Here is an 18,240-nt window from a genome sequence, read left to right as displayed (position 1 = left end):
AATGGCAGCGATTATACGCCCCTTGCAAAATATGTCGCTGATCTCCGACAATTTTACGAGAGGCAAATCGATAGCCACTTTATCCTTAGCGCGAGGAAACCACCGCAAATGACATCATTGAGGCATCACTCACTAATAGGGCAAGCATCAACACCAGAAACATAAATGAGAAAGGCCTGCCGCTGCAAATACCTTTGCGACGACAGGCCAAACAGCTTAAAAACTATAAGAACTCGACTTCATGGATAGCACTAACATATATAACTTAAACCATTAAGATAACAGCTATCACGCTACCTTTCGATTCCGAACCAGAACAAAATTAATCAAGGCGATGAATCCACCCAATATCAGACCAGCAATCACCCCCAACACCACAATTAAACCTTTTCTAGGTTTGATCGGACTCTCTGGAACTTCAACACTACCATCCTGCCGATATACTGAAATACGTTCAGAATCTATATTAAGCTTACGGTAAAAATTGTAACGCATCTGCAGCGGGCGCAAATCGGATATAAAGGCATCATCAGAAGTTCTGGACTCCAGCGCATTGATTTCAGCAGCCAAAGCCTTGCTACCACGCTGATAATCCATCTTATTAGCAGCTTCTACAGTAATATCCACCGCAGCAGAGGAGTTTATTGTCGGCGTAGCCAAGCCAATCGCCTCGGCAATCTTCAACGCTTCACGCAACTGCTGAATCCGATCCTCACGCACCCGTTGCGCGGTCTCGCGCAAGCTAACAATCCGCTGCTCCAGATTTCGCGCCCTCACAGACGCCTCACTCGTGACGTTCTTGATCAGCTCCAGCTCGGCTGCTTCGCTAGCGCGCTGGACGTAAGCCTTTGCCCATTCAGTGGCCTGGACAGGATCTCCACCTTGAACCGTGACCGAAAAACGATCCGGCGTATCCTTACCCGGCCCTTTAATCACCAGCTCACGGGAAAAACGCTCGTACAAACGGTCGAGCGCGCCCTTTCGCCGGGACTCTTCAAGCGAAGGCAGGTAAACGTCATTGAAAAATTTTTGACGAAGGGATTCGCCCTGAAGATTTCGAGCGAATACGTCGTAAACATATGCGATGGAATAAGTTTCCAGCTCGGTACTTTTCCCCCGCCCATAATTCAACTCAGCAATACCGTTCTGAGTAGGAGGCATGATGAAAAGCTTTGCTTCATAGACAGGTTTACTGAGGAACGCATACGCAGCCGCACCAACAGTAACTAGCAAAGTAATACCAAGGATCAACCACTTCTGAGCCCATAATCCGCGCACAAGCTCAATCAGATCGATCTCATCCGCGCCATGGCCTTCAACATGATTATTTTGCATGAGCAGCCTCGCTTGCTTTTTTCGACATTGCGCTTACAGACACCCTGAACGCATTAAAAGGCAAGACGGGCAAGTCCCCGGCAGACACTACGGCAAACGAAGTCAGATTAAATACGAACAAAAAAGCACCCAAAGTCAGAAAAAATTGTAGGCAGTGATCCTTACTCCAAGACTCCAGGCTTCACACATCCATTATTTCAACCGCCGACGCACGCCCACGAGCCATCCGAGCAGCGGGCCGATCATCATACCCACGAGAAGCGCCAGCAACACAAAAACTGAAACAGGAAATTGCGGAGCCGACCATCCCAGGAACAGCAGCGCGACAGGCTGATTATTTTCAAGCACGAACAGTACGATAGCTGAAGCCACGAGCACCGCAAGTACGACAAATGCCAAACGCTTAAAGTTCCACATGAACACCTCCTTCTTGGGCTGCCCCGTCAAAGGTCATCACCCTCCTCCTCCTCGTTTACGCGATCCCTGAGCTCCTTGCCCGGCTTGAAATGAGGAACGAACTTCCCATCAAGGCTGACGGACTGGCCGGTTTTTGGATTGCGACCTACTCGCGGGGCGCGGTAGTGGAGGGAGAAGCTGCCGAAACCACGGATCTCGATACGATCTCCGGTAGCCAGGCATTGGGACATTTGCTCAAGCATGGTCTTGATAGCCAGCTCCACATCCTTGGATGAGAGTAGCCCTTGATGGGTGACAATTCGTTCGATCAACTCCGACTTCGTCATATTTTTCCCTTCTTTTTCAAGCAGCTAGGAAAATCGCTTGAAAAGGTTTTAGCATGGTCGGAGGGATTTGAACAGCCCAAGTATTGACATTCTTCATTACCCCCTTGCAGGCTCTTCCCATGCAGGCAGCATGACTTTCCTCATGCTATCGACAGATCACCAGCATCGTGCGAGTCAGGTAACCTGCCGGATTGAAACCAAAGGGATATTGATCTTCATCCTTCGCATCGTCAGAGCGGGTAATGACCTTGTAACCTGCACCCTTGCACTCCCTTGCAGCGCGCTTATGGCACCTCTCCCAACCGGACCCCAACCCTGAGCAATCGACCTCGATACCGCTGACACCACGCACTGCGTGGGTCTTGGCGCTTGTAGAGCAACCCGCTAGCACCAGGACGGCCAACACCAGATAGAACTTGTTCATTCAGATCCTTTAGGTAGAGAGCCAGGACCGATTACGCACACAAGCCAGAGCCCCGAAGAGATTATTGATCTGTTTCATAAAAGAGACAGCCAGGCTGAGCGGTTGGTTTCGTAGCGTCTCGAATGATCGCAACTCTGCGGCGTTTACGGGAGTCGGAAAATTCTGAAATATCGCAGGCACAAAAAAGGGCGACCGAAGTCGCCCTTTTTCTATGGTCTGACAGAACTCAGTTCTGTTTTTCCATTTGTGCACGCAACAGGTCGCCCAGAGTGGTAGGACCAGGAGCAGCAGTGTCCGAAGCTGGCTTGTCGCGCAGGCTCTGGATTGCTTCTTTCTCTTCTTCAACGTCTTTCGACTTGATGGAGAGCTGGATTACGCGGCTCTTGCGGTCAACGCTGATGATCTTGGCTTCTACTTCTTCGCCTTCTTTCAGGACGTTACGCGCGTCTTCAACGCGGTCACGGCTGATTTCGGAGGCTTTCAGAGTCGCTTCGATATCGTCGGCCAGGGTGATGATGGCGCCTTTAGCGTCAACTTCTTTCACGATGCCCTTAACGATTGCGCCTTTGTCGTTCTCTTGAACGTACTCGGAGAACGGATCGCTTTCCAGTTGCTTGATACCCAGGGAAATGCGCTCGCGCTCTGGGTCAACCGACAGGATAACGGTGTCCAGCTCGTCGCCCTTCTTGAAGCGGCGTACGGCTTCTTCGCCCACTTCGTTCCAGGAGATGTCGGACAGGTGAACCAGACCGTCGATGCCGCCGTCCAGACCAATGAAGATACCGAAATCGGTGATCGACTTGATGGTGCCGGAGATTTTATCGCCCTTGTTGAACTGGCCAGAGAAGTCTTCCCATGGGTTGGACTTGCACTGCTTGATGCCGAGGGAGATACGACGACGCTCTTCGTCGATGTCCAGAACCATGACTTCCACTTCGTCGCCGACTTGTACGACTTTCGAAGGGTGGATGTTCTTGTTGGTCCAGTCCATTTCGGAAACGTGTACCAGGCCTTCAACGCCTTCTTCCAGCTCAGCGAAGCAGCCGTAGTCGGTCAGGTTGGTAACACGAGCGGTGACGCGAGTGCCTTCTGGGTAACGGGCTTTGATAGCAACCCATGGATCTTCGCCCAGTTGCTTGAGGCCCAGGGAAACACGATTGCGCTCGCGATCGTACTTCAGAACCTTGACATCGATCTCGTCGCCAACGTTGACGATTTCCGAAGGATGCTTGATACGCTTCCAGGCCATGTCGGTGATGTGCAGCAGGCCATCGACGCCACCCAGATCGACGAATGCGCCGTAATCGGTGAGGTTCTTGACGATACCTTTGACCTGTTGGCCTTCCTGCAGCGATTCCAGCAGAGCTTCACGCTCGGCGGAGTTCTCGGCTTCCAGGACACTGCGACGGGAAACGACAACGTTGTTGCGCTTCTGGTCCAGCTTGATGACCTTGAATTCCAGCTCTTTGCCTTCCAGGTGCGTGGTGTCGCGCACTGGACGGACGTCAACCAGGGAACCTGGCAGGAACGCACGGATGCCGTTAACGTCGACAGTGAAGCCGCCTTTAACCTTACCGTTGATAACGCCCTTGACCACTTCCTCAGCTGCGAAAGCCGCTTCCAGAACGATCCAGCATTCAGCGCGCTTGGCTTTTTCACGGGACAGCTTGGTTTCACCAAAGCCATCTTCAACCGAGTCCAGCGCAACGTGAACTTCGTCACCGACGTTGATGTTCAGTTCGCCAGCGTCGTTGTAGAACTGCTCAAGCGGGATGAGTGCTTCAGACTTCAGACCAGCGTGAACGGTTACCCAGCGAGCTTGGTAATCGATATCAACGATAACACCGGTGATGATGGAGCCTGCCTGAAGGTTCAGGGTTTTCAGGCTTTCTTCAAAGAGTTCCGCAAAGCTTTCGCTCATTTTAATTCCTGTTGATTAGGGCGAAGAATACGCCCGCCTCCACACCCCAGACAGTGTGGGTTAGTTTCATATAAAAGAAGCACCGCAGGACTATGACTGGTCCCCTGCGGAGCTTCCTGGTCACCCGGCGATATCGCGAATGGCGATCTCGCTCATGATGCGTTGCAACACCTGATCGATGGACAACTCCGTGGAATCCAGCTGTATCGCGTCAGCCGCCGGCTTGAGCGGGGCTACTGCGCGCTGGGTGTCACGCTCGTCGCGTGCACGGATCTCATCTAGCAGACTCGACAGACTAACATCCTCGCCTTTGCCCTTCAACTGCAAATAACGGCGACGCGCCCTCTCCTCCGCACTGGCGGTGAGAAAAATCTTCAGCGGCGCATCGGGAAACACTACCGTGCCCATGTCGCGACCGTCGGCCACCAGCCCCGGTGGCTCCTGGAAGGCGCGCTGGCGTTGCAGCAACGCCTCGCGCACCGCCGGCAGCGCGGCGACCTGGGAAGCACCGGCACCGACACTTTCGGTGCGGATGACATCGCTGACTTCATCGCCCTCCAGAATGATGCGCTGCAACTGACCGTCGGTCGCCGCGATGAACTGCACGTCCAGATGCGCGGCCAGCGCCTTTAGCAACTCTTCGTTGGTCAGATCGACGCCATGATTGGCGGCGGCGAATGCCAGCAGACGATACAGGGCACCCGAATCGAGCAGGTTCCAGCCCAGTTGCCTGGCCAGGATCCCGGCGACGGTGCCCTTGCCCGAGCCGCTTGGGCCATCGATGGTGACGACCGGTGCCTTGATATTCACGACTGCGCCTCTTGTGCCACTCGAATACCGACCTGCGCGCACAGCGCCAGGAAGTTCGGGAACGACGTTGCGACGTTGGCGCAATCATGGATGCGAATCGGCGCACTGGCGCGCAACGACGCAACACTGAAGGCCATGGCGATGCGATGGTCTCCGTGGCCATGGACTTCGCCGCCGCCGATCTGGCCGCCGTCGATGATAATGCCGTCCGGCGTGGGCTGGCACTTGACGCCCAGGGCGAGCAAGCCATCCGCCATCACCTGGATGCGATCCGACTCCTTGACCCGCAGTTCTTCGGCGCCGGTCAGCACGGTGCGCCCTTCTGCACAGGCGGCCGCCACGAACAGCACCGGGAATTCGTCGATGGCCAGCGGGACCAGCGCCTCGGGAATCTCGATACCCTTGAGTTTAGCTGCTCGTACGCGCAAGTCTGCTACCGGTTCGCCGCCGACTTCACGCTGGTTTTCCAGGGTGATATCAGCGCCCATCAGACGCAGGATGTCGATCACGCCGGTACGGGTCGGGTTGATGCCGACGTGCTCGAGCACCAGGTCAGAACCTTCGGCGATCGAGGCGGCCACCAGGAAGAACGCCGACGACGAGATATCGCCCGGCACTTCAATGTGGGTCGCGGTCAATTTGTTGCCGGACTCGACGCTAGCCGTGGCACCGTTGACCGTGACCGGGTAGCCAAAGCCACGCAGCATGCGCTCGGTGTGATCGCGGGTCGGAGCCGGCTCGGTGACGGTGGTCTTGCCTTCGGCATAGAGGCCGGCCAGCAGCAGGCAGGATTTCACCTGGGCGCTGGCCATCGGCATGGTGTAGGTCAGGCCCTTGAGCTTGTGGCCACCGCGAATGGTCATCGGTGGACGGCCGTCAGCCGCGGTCTCGATGACCGCGCCCATTTCCCGCAGTGGGTTGGCTACGCGATTCATCGGGCGCTTGGACAGCGAGGCGTCACCGGTCAGGGTGCTGTCGAAGTCCTGCGCGGCCAGCAGGCCGGACAACAGGCGCATCGAGGTACCGGAGTTACCCAGGTAGATCGGGCCCGGAGCAGGCTTGAGGCCGTGCAGGCCGACACCATGGATGGTCACGCGACCGTGGTGCGGGCCTTCGATGACCACGCCCATGTCACGAAACGCCTGCAGCGTCGCCAGGGCGTCTTCGCCCTCGAGGAAACCTTCCACCTCGGTCACACCTTCGGCCAGGGAGCCAAGCATGATCGAACGGTGGGAAATCGATTTATCGCCCGGTACACGAATACGCCCACTCAGGGAGCCACCAGGTTGCGCCAGGAAAATCAGATCGTTGGAGTTCATAGCGTCCACATAGGCCCGACGGGCCAGGATTTTACTGAAATGCTCGCGGGCCACCCTGGCGCGTGTGAAAACGCCCAGCAATTGGTGCCCGTCCCCAGCATCGACCGCGTCGCGCAAGGCGTCGAGATCGCTGCGAAATGTATCGAGTGTGCGCAGGACAGCTTCGCGGTTAGCGAGGAAGATGTCGTGCCACATGACCGGGTCGCTTCCGGCGATTCTTGTGAAATCGCGGAAACCGCCGGCAGCGTAACGGAAGATCTCAAGATTTTCATTGCGTTTGGCCAATGAATCCACCAGACCGAACGCCAACAGGTGCGGCAAATGGCTGGTAGCGGCCAACACTTCGTCGTGACGCTCGACCTGCATGTGCTCGACATCGGCACCCAGTTCGCGCCACAAACGGTCCACCACCGCCAGCGCAGCCGGGTCGGTCTGCTCCAGCGGCGTCAATATCACTTTGTGACGACGAAACAGTTCCGAGTTGGAGGCTTCCACCCCACTCTGCTCGGAGCCGGCGATCGGATGCCCGGGCACGAAGCGCGCTGGCATGCCGCCGAAGGCTTCGGCGGCAGCACGTACGACGTTACCCTTGGCGCTGCCGACATCCGTGAGAATGGCACTCCCCAGATCCATGGCAGCCAGGCGCACCAGCAATTTTTCCATGGCCAGGATCGGCACCGCCAACTGGATCACATCGGCGCCCTGGCAAGCGATTGCCAGGTCATCCTCACAGCGGTCGACCACCCCCAACTCCACCGCCAACTTGCGCGACTGCGGATCCAGATCGACACCGACCACCTCACGGCACAGGCCGCTTTCACGCAAGCCCTTGGCAAACGAACCGCCGATCAACCCCAGGCCCACCACCACCAGGCGACCGATCATAGGGGCAGCAGGTTGCAGTGAAGTGACATCAACCACGAGCCAGGACCTTGCTCAACGCCTCGAGGAAACGGCTGTTTTCTGCTGGCAGGCCAATGGTGATACGCAGGTGGTTCGGCATGCCGTAATTGGCCACCGGACGCACGATCACGCCTTCACCCAGCAAGCCCTGGAATACCGGCGCGGCGACACGCCCGACATCGACGCAGATGAAATTGCCTTTCGATGGAATCCAGCTCAGGCCCAACTCACGGAACCCGGCTTCCAGTTGCTGCATGCCAGCCTCGTTAAGACGGCGGCTTTCGGCCAGGTAGGCGTCATCCTGCAATGCAGCGCAGGCGGCGGCCAGGGCGAAGCTGTTGACGTTGAACGGCTGACGCACGCGATTCAGCACATCGGCCACCACCGCGGTGGACAGGCCATAGCCGACTCGCAGCGAGGCCAGGCCATAGGCCTTCGAGAACGTACGCGAGACCAACAGGTTCGGGTAGGCAGCCAGGAAGTCCAGGCCATCGGGCAAGTCGCTGCCTTCGGCGTACTCGATATAGGCCTCGTCCAGCACCACCAGCACGTGCTCGGGCACATCCTGCAGGAAGTCATCCAGGGCCTGGGCGTCGAACCAGGTACCGGTCGGGTTGTTCGGGTTGGCAATGAAAACCACACGGGTGTTGGCGTCGATGGCGGCCAGCATGGCTGGCAGGTCATGCCCCCAGTTCTTGGCCGGAACCACACGGGCGTCCGCGCCGACGGCCTGGGTCGCGATCGGGTAGACCGCAAACGCGTGCTCGCTGAACACCGCATTGAGGCCCGGCGCCAGGTAGGCACGCGCCACCAGCTCGAGAATGTCATTGGAACCGTTGCCCAGGGTCACCTGGTTCAGCTCCACGCCACAGCGTTCGGCCAGCAGGCTCTTGAGCGAGAAGCCGTTGCCATCAGGGTAACGGGTCAGCTCGGCCAGCTCGTCGCGGATCGCCGCCAGCGCCTTGGGACTCGCGCCCAGCGGGTTTTCGTTGCTCGCCAACTTGACGATGCTGGCCGGGTCCAGGTCCAGCTCGCGGGCCAGTTCGTCCACAGGCTTGCCTGGAACGTAAGGCGAGAGTTGTTGCACGCCTGGCTGTGCCAGAGCGAGGAAGTTGCCACTCATTTGCTATCCGCCCTTAAAGAACTGCCTTGGGGTAGGAACCCAGCACCTTGAGTGCCACTGCTTCCTGACTGATTTTCTCGAGCACACCTTTTACCAGCGGATCGCGGTGGTGGCCGACGAAATCGATGAAGAACACGTAGGTCCATTTACCGCTGCGCGACGGACGGGTCTCGATCCGCGTCAGATCGATACCGTTGTCGTGGAACGGCACCAGCAATTCGTGGAGCGCACCAGGCTTGTTGCTCATGGAGACGATGATCGAAGTCTTGTCGTCGCCGGTCGGCGGCACTTCCTGGCTGCCGATCATCAGGAACCGCGTGGAGTTGTCCGGGCGGTCCTCGATTTTTTCGGCCAGGCGGGTCAACCCGTAGAGGCCGGCCGCCATGTCGCCAGCAATCGCCGCCGAGTTCCACTCACCCTTGACCCGCTTGGCCGCTTCGGCGTTGCTCGATACCGCCACGCGCTCGACGTTCGGATAATGGGCGTCCAGCCACTTGCGGCACTGGGCCAGGGACTGGGCGTGGGAATAGATCCGGCTGATGCTGTCGGTCTTGGTGTTCTCGCCGACCAACAGGTGATGGTGGATACGCAGCTCGACTTCACCGCAGATCACCATGTCGTGCTCGAGGAAGCTGTCCAGGGTGTGGTTGACCGCGCCTTCGGTGGAGTTCTCCACCGGCACCACGCCAAAATTCACCGCCCCGGCCGCCACTTCGCGGAAGACTTCGTCGATGGCCGCCATCGGCTTGCTGATCACCGCATGACCGAAATGCTTCATGGCCGCGGCCTGGGTGAAGGTGCCCTCCGGCCCCAGGTAGGCGACTTTCAGCGGCTGCTCAAGGGCCAGGCACGAAGACATGATCTCGCGGAACAACCGCGCCATTTCTTCGTTGCCCAACGGCCCCTTGTTGCGTTCCATGACGCGCTTGAGAACCTGCGCTTCACGCTCAGGGCGATAGAACACAGGCACTTCGCCTTCGGCCAGGGAAGCCATCTTCACCCGGGCGACTTCCTGGGCGCAGCGCGCACGCTCGCTGATCAGCTCCAGGACTTTTTCGTCCAGGGCATCAATGCGCAGGCGCAGCGCCTTGAGTTCTTGCTCAGACATCAGCCATGTTCCTTCTCGAACTCTGCCATGTAGGCAATCAACGCATTGACTGCGTTGATGTCGACGGCGTTGTAGATGGAGGCGCGCATGCCACCGACCGAACGGTGGCCCTTGAGGTTCAGCAGACCGCGCTCGTCGGCACCGGCCAGGAATGGTTTGTCCAGACGGTCATCGGCCAGGCGGAACGGCACGTTCATCCATGAACGGTCAGTCTTGTTGATCGGGTTGCTGTAGAGGCCGCTGGCATCGATGAAGTCATACAGCGTGCGCTGCTTCACTTCATTGAGCTTGCCGATGGCTTCGACACCGCCCTGTTCTTTCAACCACTCGAACACCAGGCCCGACAGGTACCAGGCCAGGGTCGGCGGGGTGTTGTACATCGAGCCGTTGTCGGCCGCGACCTTGTAGTTGAGCATGGTCGGGCACAGGGAACGGGCGCGACCCAGCAGGTCTTCACGGATGATGCTGACCAGAATGCCGCTCGGGCCGATGTTCTTCTGGGCTCCGGCGTAGATCATGCCGAAACGGGAGATATCCACAGGCCGCGACAGAATGTCCGAAGACATGTCGGCCACCAATGGCACGTCGCCAGTTTCCGGGATCCAGTTGAACTCCAGGCCGCCAATGGTTTCGTTTGGCGCGTAGTGAACGTAGGCCGCGTCCTTGGACAGGTTCCACTCGTTCTGACCCGGAATGGCGAAATAGTCGTAGGGCTTGGCGGTGGCGGCAACGTTGACGTGGCCATAACGCGAGGCTTCTTCGATGGCTTTCTGCGACCAGATACCGGTATCGATGTAGTCGGCCTTACCGCTTTCGGGCAGCAGGTTCAGCGGAATCTGGGCGAACTGCTGGCTGGCGCCGCCCTGCAGGAACAACACCTTGTAATTGGACGGGATGTTCAGCAGATCACGCAGGTCCTGCTCGGCCTTGGTGGCAATGGACACGAACTCATCACTGCGATGGCTCATTTCCATGACGGACAGGCCCTTGCCATGCCAGTCGAGAAGTTCACCCTGGGCACGTTTCAGGACCGCTTCAGGCAACGCCGCCGGGCCGGCACAGAAGTTATAGGCTCTCTTGCTCACATCCAATCTCGCTCTGATCTGGTGGTCACATACATCTTGTGTTCTGCACATAGGGCCCAATGTGGGACCGAGCTTGCTCGCGATTGCAGTGTGTCAGTCAATATCAATGCTGCTGACCCACCGAAATCGCGAGCAGGCTCGCTCCCACAAAGGGCGGAATGCGCAGTGTCGCAAATTTTCAAACGGGACAAACAACAAGGGGGCGAATCTTCATCCGCCCCCTGCGTGTCCGCTTAGTCCTGCGGTTCTTCTTCGTCAGCGGCAGCGTCGAGCGGTTGATCGCCGGTCATGTCGTCGACATCGGCGCCAAGGGTGCCGTCAAACGCCACGCCTTCCTCGCCTTCCAGCTCCTCGCCTTCGACTTCCGATGGTTCCTGGACCCGCTCGAGCCCGACCAGCGTTTCGTCATTGGCCAGCTTGATCAGTGTCACACCCTGGGTGTTACGACCCAGACTCGATACTTCGGCAACTCGCGTGCGCACCAGGGTGCCCTGGTCGGAGATCAACATGATCTCTTCGCCATCGAGCACCTGGACAGCGCCGACCAGACGACCGTTACGCTCGTTGCTGACCATGGCGATCACGCCCTGGCCGCCACGCTTGTACTCAGGGAACTCGCTGATGGCCGTGCGCTTGCCATAACCACGCGCCGAAGCGGTGAGGATCTGGCTGCCTTCTTCAGGGATCAGCATGGAAATCAGCTTCTGACCTTCCGGCAGGCGCATGCCTCGTACGCCGCGGGCGGTACGGCCCATGGCGCGAACGTCGGATTCCTTGAAGCGGGTGACCTTGCCGCCGTCGGAGAACAGCATGACTTCGCGCTCGCCGTCGGTGATGGCGGCGGAAATCAGCACGTCGCCTTCGTCCAATTCGAGAGCGATCAGGCCAACGCTACGCTGACGACTGAAGGATTCCAGCGGGGTCTTCTTCACGGTGCCTTTGGCGGTGGCCATGAAGATGAAGTGACCTTCGGTGTATTCCTCCACCGGCAGCATGGTGGTGATGTATTCGTCACTGTCCAGCGGCAGCAGGTTGACCAGCGGACGACCGCGAGCCGCGCGGGACGCCTCGGGGATTTCATAGGTCTTGAGCCAGTACACCTTGCCCTTGCTGGAGAACAGCAACAGCGTGGTGTGGCTGTTGGCGACCAGCAGGTGGGCGATGTAGTCCTCGTCCTTGACGCCAGTCGCCGACTTGCCTTTGCCGCCACGACGCTGGGCCTGGTAGGCGGCCAGCGGCTGGGTCTTGGCGTAGCCGCCGTGGGAAATGGTCACCACGCGCTCTTCTTCCGGGATCATGTCACCCAGGGTCAGGTCCAGGCGCGCATCGAGAATCTCGGTGCGACGCACATCGCCGTATTCGGCGCGGATCACTTCCAGCTCTTCGCGGATCACTTCCATCAGGCGCGTGGCGCTGTTGAGGATGCGGATCAGCTCGCCGATCTGGTTGAGGATCTCCTGGTACTCGGCCAGCAGCTTCTCGTGTTCCAGACCGGTCAGGCGGTGCAGACGCAGTTCCAGGATGGCCTGGGCCTGTTCCGGGGACAGGAAGTACTTGCCCTCGCGCAGGCCGTATTGCGGGTCGAGGTTCTCCGGACGGCACGAATCGGCACCGGCACGTTCGACCATCGCCACCACCGCGGTGGACTCCCAAGGTGTGCTGATCAGCGCTTCCTTGGCTTCCGACGGCGTTGGCGAGGCCTTGATCAGGGCGATGACCGGGTCGATGTTCGACAGGGCAACAGCCTGGCCTTCGAGGATGTGACCGCGCTCGCGCGCCTTGCGCAGTTCGAACACGGTGCGGCGGGTGACCACTTCGCGACGGTGACGCACGAAGGCTTCCAGCAGGTCCTTGAGGTTCAGGATCCGCGGACGACCATCGATCAGCGCCACGATGTTGATACCGAACACCGCTTGCAGCTGGGTCTGGGCGTAGAGGTTGTTGAGGATTACCTCAGGCACTTCGCCGCGACGCAGCTCGATCACGACGCGCATACCGTCCTTGTCGGACTCGTCACGCAGCTCGGTGATGCCTTCGAGTTTCTTCTCTTTCACCAGCTCGGCGATCTTCTCGATCAGACGAGCCTTGTTCAGCTGGTACGGCAGTTCGGTGATGACGATCTGCTGGCGGCCACCGACCTTGTCGATGTCTTCGATGGTCGAGCGGGCGCGCATATAAATGCGGCCACGGCCGGTGCGATAGGCTTCGATGATACCGGCACGACCGTTGATGATCGCGGCGGTCGGGAAGTCCGGACCGGGGATGTATTGCATCAGCTCATCGACCGTCAGCTCGGGATTGTCGATGAGGGCCAGGCAACCGTCGATGACTTCACCGAGGTTGTGCGGCGGGATGTTGGTCGCCATGCCCACGGCGATACCGCTGGAGCCGTTGACCAGCAGGTTGGGGATACGGGTCGGCATGACCGCCGGGATCATTTCGGTGCCGTCGTAGTTCGGCACCCAGTCCACGGTTTCCTTGTGCAGGTCGGCCAGCAGCTCGTGGGCCAGCTTGGTCATGCGCACTTCGGTGTATCGCATGGCCGCGGCGTTGTCGCCGTCCACGGAACCGAAGTTGCCCTGGCCGTCTACCAGCAGGTAGCGCAGGGAGAATGGCTGGGCCATCCGCACGATGGTGTCGTACACGGCGGTGTCACCGTGGGGGTGATACTTACCGATCACGTCGCCGACGACACGGGCGGATTTCTTGTACGGCTTGTTGAAGTCGTTGCCCAGCTCGCTCATCGCGAACAGCACGCGCCGGTGCACGGGCTTCAAGCCATCGCGCGCATCCGGCAGCGCCCGCCCGACGATTACGCTCATTGCGTAGTCGAGGTAGGACTGTTTCAGCTCGTCTTCGATATTGACCGGGAGGATTTCTTTGGCCAGTTCGCCCATGAGAAGCCTGATTCCTTTTTCTGGTGAAACCTCGTCACATCCAGATGGGACGAACGAAGCTCGCCGCTGCAGAACAAGTGCCATGCAGCGACTTACGACAAATCAACGAGTTATGCCATGGATCTGCGCAGTAAAGGCTACCTCGCGAGGCAGCCCTGGAAACCGCCGGATGTTATCACAAGAGCCGCCACGCACCTATCCCCCTGATGCGCATGGAGCATAGTTAGTTGACCGGTGACAGGCTGATAGAGGACGAGAGGGGCTCAGAGACGCTGCGAATGAAGATTTTCGCCCCGATTCAGGCTCATTTGCTGGCTTTACGGGCCTCATCGCGAGCAAGCTCGCTCCCACAGGAGACTGTGCATGCCTGAGATTCGGGTCACAACACGAACCAATGCGGGAGCGAGCCTGCTCGCGAAGGCGGCAGATCAGGCACTGAGAGCCCTCAGTGCAACCGCTTGCGACACATCAACTGCGCCATTTTCGCCGTGTCTGGCCGTTCGACAATGCCCTTCTCGGTAATGATGGCGTCGATCAGGTCCGCCGGAGTGACGTCGAACACTGGGTTGAACGCTTCTACATCCGCCCCGACCCGTTTGCCGCCGACTTCCAGCAGCTCGCGCCCGTCGCGTTCTTCGATCGGAATGTCGTCCCCGCTGGCCAGGTTCATGTCGATGGTCGAACTCGGTGCCACCACCATGAAGCGCACCCCATGGTGCATGGCGCAGACCGCCAGTTGATAAGTGCCGATCTTGTTCGCCACGTCACCGTTGGCGGTGATGCGGTCGGCGCCGACGATCACCCAGGTCACGCCTTTGGTTTTCATGATGTGGGCGGCGGCGGAGTCAGCGTTGAGGGTCACCGGGATGCCTTCGTTGGCCAGCTCCCACGCGGTCAGGCGCGAGCCCTGAAGCCATGGTCGGGTTTCGTCGGCATAGACACGTTCGACCATGCCTTCGAGGAACGCACCGCGAATCACCCCCAGGGCCGTGCCGAAACCGCCGGTGGCCAGGGCGCCGGTGTTGCAGTGGGTCAGGATGGCCTGGGCGTTGCCCTGATGCTTGCGGATCAGGTCGACCCCAAGCTGGGCCATGGTCAGATTGGCTTCGCGGTCGCTTTCATGGATGGCGATGGCTTCGGCCTCAAGGGCAGCCAATGGCTCGGCGTGCTCTTTCAAGCGCACAAGCCGCTCACGCATGCGGTCCAAAGCCCAGAACAGGTTCACCGCTGTCGGCCGGGAATCGGCCAGCAAGGCGAAATCGGCTTCCAGCGCCGCCTGCCAGTCACCCCCTTCGGCTACTCTGGCCCGTGCGGCCAGCACTACGCCATAGGCGGCGCTGATGCCAATGGCTGGCGCGCCACGTACCACCATCGAACGAATGGCCTCGGCTACACCAGCGGCGCTGGTGTAGCCGATCCAGTTTTCCTCGAACGGCAACACACGCTGATCCAGCAGGTACAGGGCACCATCCCGCCAATCGATGGCCTTCACTTTCTCCGCAGCCAACAGTCGATCGCGCATCCCTCACCCCGCACTCATGAACAAAAGCCGCCGATTATAGCGATCCCTCCGCGAAGACGCTCGGGTATACTTCGCCATCCTTTATAACCCATGGAACCGTTCCACGATGCCCAAGCCTGCCGTTGCGCTCGACTTATTACTGCTGCCGACCTGGTTGGTGCCTGTCGAACCCGCCGGTGTGGTGCTCAAGGATCATGGCCTGGGCATTCGCGACGGCTGCATCGTGTTCATCGGCCCGCGGGCCGAAGCCCTGAAGTGCAATGCCACCCAGGTCCGCGAGTTACCGGGCATGCTGCTCAGCCCGGGCCTGATCAACGCCCACGGCCACGCGGCAATGACTTTATTCCGTGGCCTGGCCGACGACCTGCCCTTGATGACCTGGCTCGAACAACACATCTGGCCGGCCGAAGCCAAATGGGTCGATGAAGATTTCGTGCGCGATGGCACCGACCTGGCAATCGCCGAACAGATCAAGGGTGGCATCACCTGCTTCTCTGACATGTACTTCTACCCCAAGGTTGCCAGCGAACGCGTGCACAACAGCGGCATCCGCGCGCAAATCGCCATTCCGATCCTCGATTTCCCCATCCCCGGCGCCGCCAGCGCCGACGACGCCATTCGTCAGGGCATCGAGCTTTTTGGCGACCTCAAGCACCATCCACGGATCAAAGTCGCATTCGGCCCACATGCGCCTTACACCGTGGGCGACGAGAACCTGGAGAAAATCCGCGTGATCGCCGAGGAGTTGGACGCGGCGATTCATATGCATGTTCATGAAACCGCCTTCGAAGTGCAGCAGGCTGTGGATAACACCGCTGAGCGGCCGCTGGCCCGACTGGGACGGCTGGGGCTTTTGGGGCCGCGCTTTCAAGCCGTGCACATGACTCAGGTCAGCGATGAAGACCAGGCCTTGCTGGTAGAAAGCAACTGCAGCGTGATCCATTGTCCGGAATCGAATTTGAAGCTGGCCAGCGGCTTCTGCCCGGTCGAGCGTTTGTGGCAGGCCGGGGTCAATGTGGCGGTCGGCACCGACGGTGCAGCGAGCAACAACGATCTGGATTTGCTCGGCGAGACGCGCACCGCCGCATTGCTGGCCAAGGCTGTCGCCAGTTCGGCCACGGCCCTGGACGCCCACCGGGCGTTGCGCATGGCCACGCTCAATGGCGCCCGGGCGCTGGGCATCGAAGCGACGGTCGGTTCCCTGGAAGTCGGCAAGGCCGCCGACCTGGTGGCCTTTGACCTGTCTGGCCTGGCCCAGCAGCCGGTCTACGACCCGGTGTCGCAACTGATCTACGCCACGGGCCGCGATTGCGTGAAACACCTGTGGGTGGCCGGCAAGCCGTTGCTGGAAGATGGCCGGCTGACCCGCCTGGACGAGTCGCAACTGACCGCCACGGCCCAGGCCTGGGGTCGTCGGATCAGCGGCCATAACGAATAACCCGCCCCTGGAGCCACGGCTCGGGGCACACGATTTTTCAAGCTTTTCGAGGATCTGCACATGAGCAACGTTGACCACGCCGAAATCGCCAAATTCGAAGCCCTGGCCCATCGCTGGTGGGACCGTGAAAGCGAATTCAAACCGCTGCACGACATCAACCCGCTGCGGGTCAACTGGATTGACGAACGGGTCAATCTGGCCGGCAAGAAGGTCCTCGACGTCGGCTGTGGCGGCGGCATCCTCAGCGAGGCCATGGCCCAGCGCGGAGCGAGCGTAATGGGCATCGACATGGGCGAAGCGCCGTTGGCGGTTGCGCAGTTGCATCAACTGGAGTCCGGCGTCAGCGTGGAATACCGGCAGATCACCGCCGAGGCCCTGGCCGAGGAAATGCCTGGGCAGTTCGACGTCGTCACGTGCCTGGAAATGCTCGAACACGTGCCGGATCCGTCATCGGTCATCCGCGCGTGCTTTCGCATGGTCAAGCCCGGCGGCCAGGTGTTCTTCTCCACAATCAACCGCAACCCGAAAGCGTACCTGTTCGCCATCATCGGCGCTGAATACATCATGAAGCTGCTGCCGCGCGGCACCCATGACTTCAAGAAATTCATCCGGCCCTCCGAACTGGGCGCCTGGAGCCGCATGGCCGGGCTGACCGTCAAGGACATCATCGGCCTGACCTACAACCCACTGACCAAGCACTACAAGCTGGCCGCCGACGTGGACGTCAACTACATGATCCAGACCCTGCGCGAGGAGTAAGTCGATGCGTCTCAAAGCGGTTCTCTTCGACATGGACGGCACGCTGCTCGATACCGCGCCGGATTTCATCGCCATCTGCCAGGCCATGCGCGCCGACCGCGGCTTGCCACCGATGAATACGCAGCACATTCGCGACGAGATTTCCGGCGGTGCCCGGGCGATGGTCGCGGTGACCTTTTCCATGGATCCGGAGTCACCGGGGTTCGAGGAATTGCGCCAGGAATTCCTCGACCGCTACCTCAAGGGGTGCGCGGTCCACAGCCACCTGTTCGACGGCATGGCCGAGGTGCTGGCCGATATTGAAGCGGCAAACCTGATCTGGGGCGTGGTCACCAACAAGCCGGTACGTTTCGCCGAGCCGATCATGCAGCAGTTGGGCCTGGCCGAGCGCTCGAAGGTGCTGATCTGCCCTGACCACGTGAAAAACAGCAAACCGGACCCGGAGCCCTTGACCCTGGCGTGCAAGATGCTCGACCTGGACCCGGCCAGCGTACTGTTCGTGGGCGACGACCTGCGGGACATCGAGTCCGGGCGCAGCGCCGGAACCAAGACCTGTGCAGTGACCTACGGCTACATCCACCCGGACGACAACCCCCGGCACTGGGGCGCGGATGTGGTCATCGATCACCCCTCGGCGCTGCGCAAAGTGCTGGATAACGCGTTGTGCGGTTGCTGAGCTGACCGCACTCACTGCTGTCGCCGCTTTTGTGGCGAGGGGATTTATCCCCGCTGAGGCGCGAAGCGCCTCTGCTACAGCATCAGGCCAACGTGCAAAAATTTGGGGCTGCTTGGCAGCCCAGCGGGGATAAATCCCCTCGCCACAGATCAATCCCTTCGCCACATGCGCGCATCA

15 protein-coding genes are annotated in these 18,240 nt (G+C 59.6%); 3 read left to right on the top strand and 12 right to left on the bottom strand.

Features of this window, described 5'->3' with window-relative positions; translation table 11 throughout:
• Positions 1-288: 288 nt before the first annotated feature.
• The 12 genes from SGN16_RS08305 to mtnA form a co-directional block, all read right to left on the bottom strand.
• Complete coding sequence (locus SGN16_RS08305) at positions 289-1,335, bottom strand: Wzz/FepE/Etk N-terminal domain-containing protein (protein ID WP_335945628.1); 1,047 nt, start codon at positions 1,333-1,335, stop codon at positions 289-291.
• Between the two features lie 192 nt (positions 1,336-1,527).
• Entirely contained in the window at positions 1,528-1,752 is a 225-nt protein-coding gene (locus SGN16_RS08300) for a LapA family protein (RefSeq protein ID WP_335945627.1), read from the bottom strand.
• A gap of 26 nt (positions 1,753-1,778) precedes the next feature.
• The gene (ihfB, locus tag SGN16_RS08295; protein WP_135844358.1) at positions 1,779-2,078 is read right to left on the bottom strand and encodes an integration host factor subunit beta; all 300 of its coding nucleotides are present in this window, start codon (positions 2,076-2,078) and stop codon (positions 1,779-1,781) included.
• Between the two features lie 145 nt (positions 2,079-2,223).
• On the bottom strand, positions 2,224-2,502 hold the full coding sequence (locus SGN16_RS08290; protein WP_335945626.1) for a hypothetical protein: 279 nt from the start codon (positions 2,500-2,502) through the stop codon (positions 2,224-2,226).
• A 226-nt stretch (positions 2,503-2,728) separates the two neighbouring features.
• A complete protein-coding gene (gene rpsA, locus SGN16_RS08285; protein ID WP_210643483.1) occupies positions 2,729-4,423 on the bottom strand; it encodes a 30S ribosomal protein S1 in 1,695 nt (564 codons plus the stop codon).
• Between the two features lie 120 nt (positions 4,424-4,543).
• Complete coding sequence (gene cmk / locus SGN16_RS08280; protein WP_135844356.1) at positions 4,544-5,233, bottom strand: (d)CMP kinase; 690 nt, start codon at positions 5,231-5,233, stop codon at positions 4,544-4,546.
• Positions 5,230-7,437: a bifunctional prephenate dehydrogenase/3-phosphoshikimate 1-carboxyvinyltransferase gene (locus SGN16_RS08275; RefSeq protein ID WP_335945675.1), complete on the bottom strand. Its 2,208-nt coding sequence runs from the start codon at positions 7,435-7,437 to the stop codon at positions 5,230-5,232. The genes cmk and SGN16_RS08275 overlap by 4 nt, the downstream gene beginning before the upstream one ends.
• Positions 7,438-7,465: 28 nt before the next feature.
• Positions 7,466-8,578 (bottom strand): histidinol-phosphate transaminase, encoded by a 1,113-nt coding sequence (hisC, locus tag SGN16_RS08270; protein ID WP_210643481.1) that lies wholly within the window; start codon positions 8,576-8,578, stop codon positions 7,466-7,468.
• A gap of 13 nt (positions 8,579-8,591) precedes the next feature.
• Positions 8,592-9,686: a prephenate dehydratase gene (gene pheA / locus SGN16_RS08265; protein WP_003199233.1), complete on the bottom strand. Its 1,095-nt coding sequence runs from the start codon at positions 9,684-9,686 to the stop codon at positions 8,592-8,594.
• Entirely contained in the window at positions 9,686-10,771 is a 1,086-nt protein-coding gene (gene serC / locus SGN16_RS08260) for a 3-phosphoserine/phosphohydroxythreonine transaminase (RefSeq protein WP_003199231.1), read from the bottom strand. Before serC ends, pheA begins: the two co-directional genes overlap by 1 nt.
• 233 nt (positions 10,772-11,004) lie before the next feature.
• Positions 11,005-13,668 carry a DNA gyrase subunit A gene (gene gyrA / locus SGN16_RS08255; RefSeq protein WP_210643480.1) on the bottom strand — a complete coding sequence of 888 codons (2,664 nt, stop codon included), beginning with the start codon at positions 13,666-13,668 and terminating at the stop codon, positions 11,005-11,007.
• A gap of 445 nt (positions 13,669-14,113) precedes the next feature.
• Entirely contained in the window at positions 14,114-15,190 is a 1,077-nt protein-coding gene (gene mtnA / locus SGN16_RS08250; protein ID WP_210643479.1) for an S-methyl-5-thioribose-1-phosphate isomerase, read from the bottom strand.
• A 106-nt stretch (positions 15,191-15,296) separates the two neighbouring features.
• On the opposite strand from mtnA, the gene SGN16_RS08245 reads away from it, so the two are divergent.
• From SGN16_RS08245 to mupP, 3 genes are read left to right on the top strand one after another with little or no spacing between them, the layout of a single operon-like run.
• Positions 15,297-16,628: a TRZ/ATZ family hydrolase gene (locus SGN16_RS08245; protein ID WP_335945625.1), complete on the top strand. Its 1,332-nt coding sequence runs from the start codon at positions 15,297-15,299 to the stop codon at positions 16,626-16,628.
• Positions 16,629-16,688: 60 nt separating this feature from the next.
• Entirely contained in the window at positions 16,689-17,387 is a 699-nt protein-coding gene (gene ubiG, locus SGN16_RS08240; RefSeq protein WP_210643477.1) for a bifunctional 2-polyprenyl-6-hydroxyphenol methylase/3-demethylubiquinol 3-O-methyltransferase UbiG, read from the top strand.
• A gap of 4 nt (positions 17,388-17,391) precedes the next feature.
• Entirely contained in the window at positions 17,392-18,063 is a 672-nt protein-coding gene (gene mupP / locus SGN16_RS08235; protein WP_210643476.1) for an N-acetylmuramic acid 6-phosphate phosphatase MupP, read from the top strand.
• Positions 18,064-18,240 lie beyond the last annotated feature (177 nt).

Source organism: Pseudomonas sp. G166, assembly GCF_037027455.2.
In the GTDB taxonomy this organism is placed as follows: Bacteria; Pseudomonadota; Gammaproteobacteria; order Pseudomonadales; family Pseudomonadaceae; genus Aquipseudomonas.
The sequence above is the reverse complement of the archived record's forward strand: the minus strand, read 5'-3'. Positions and strand labels throughout refer to the sequence as shown.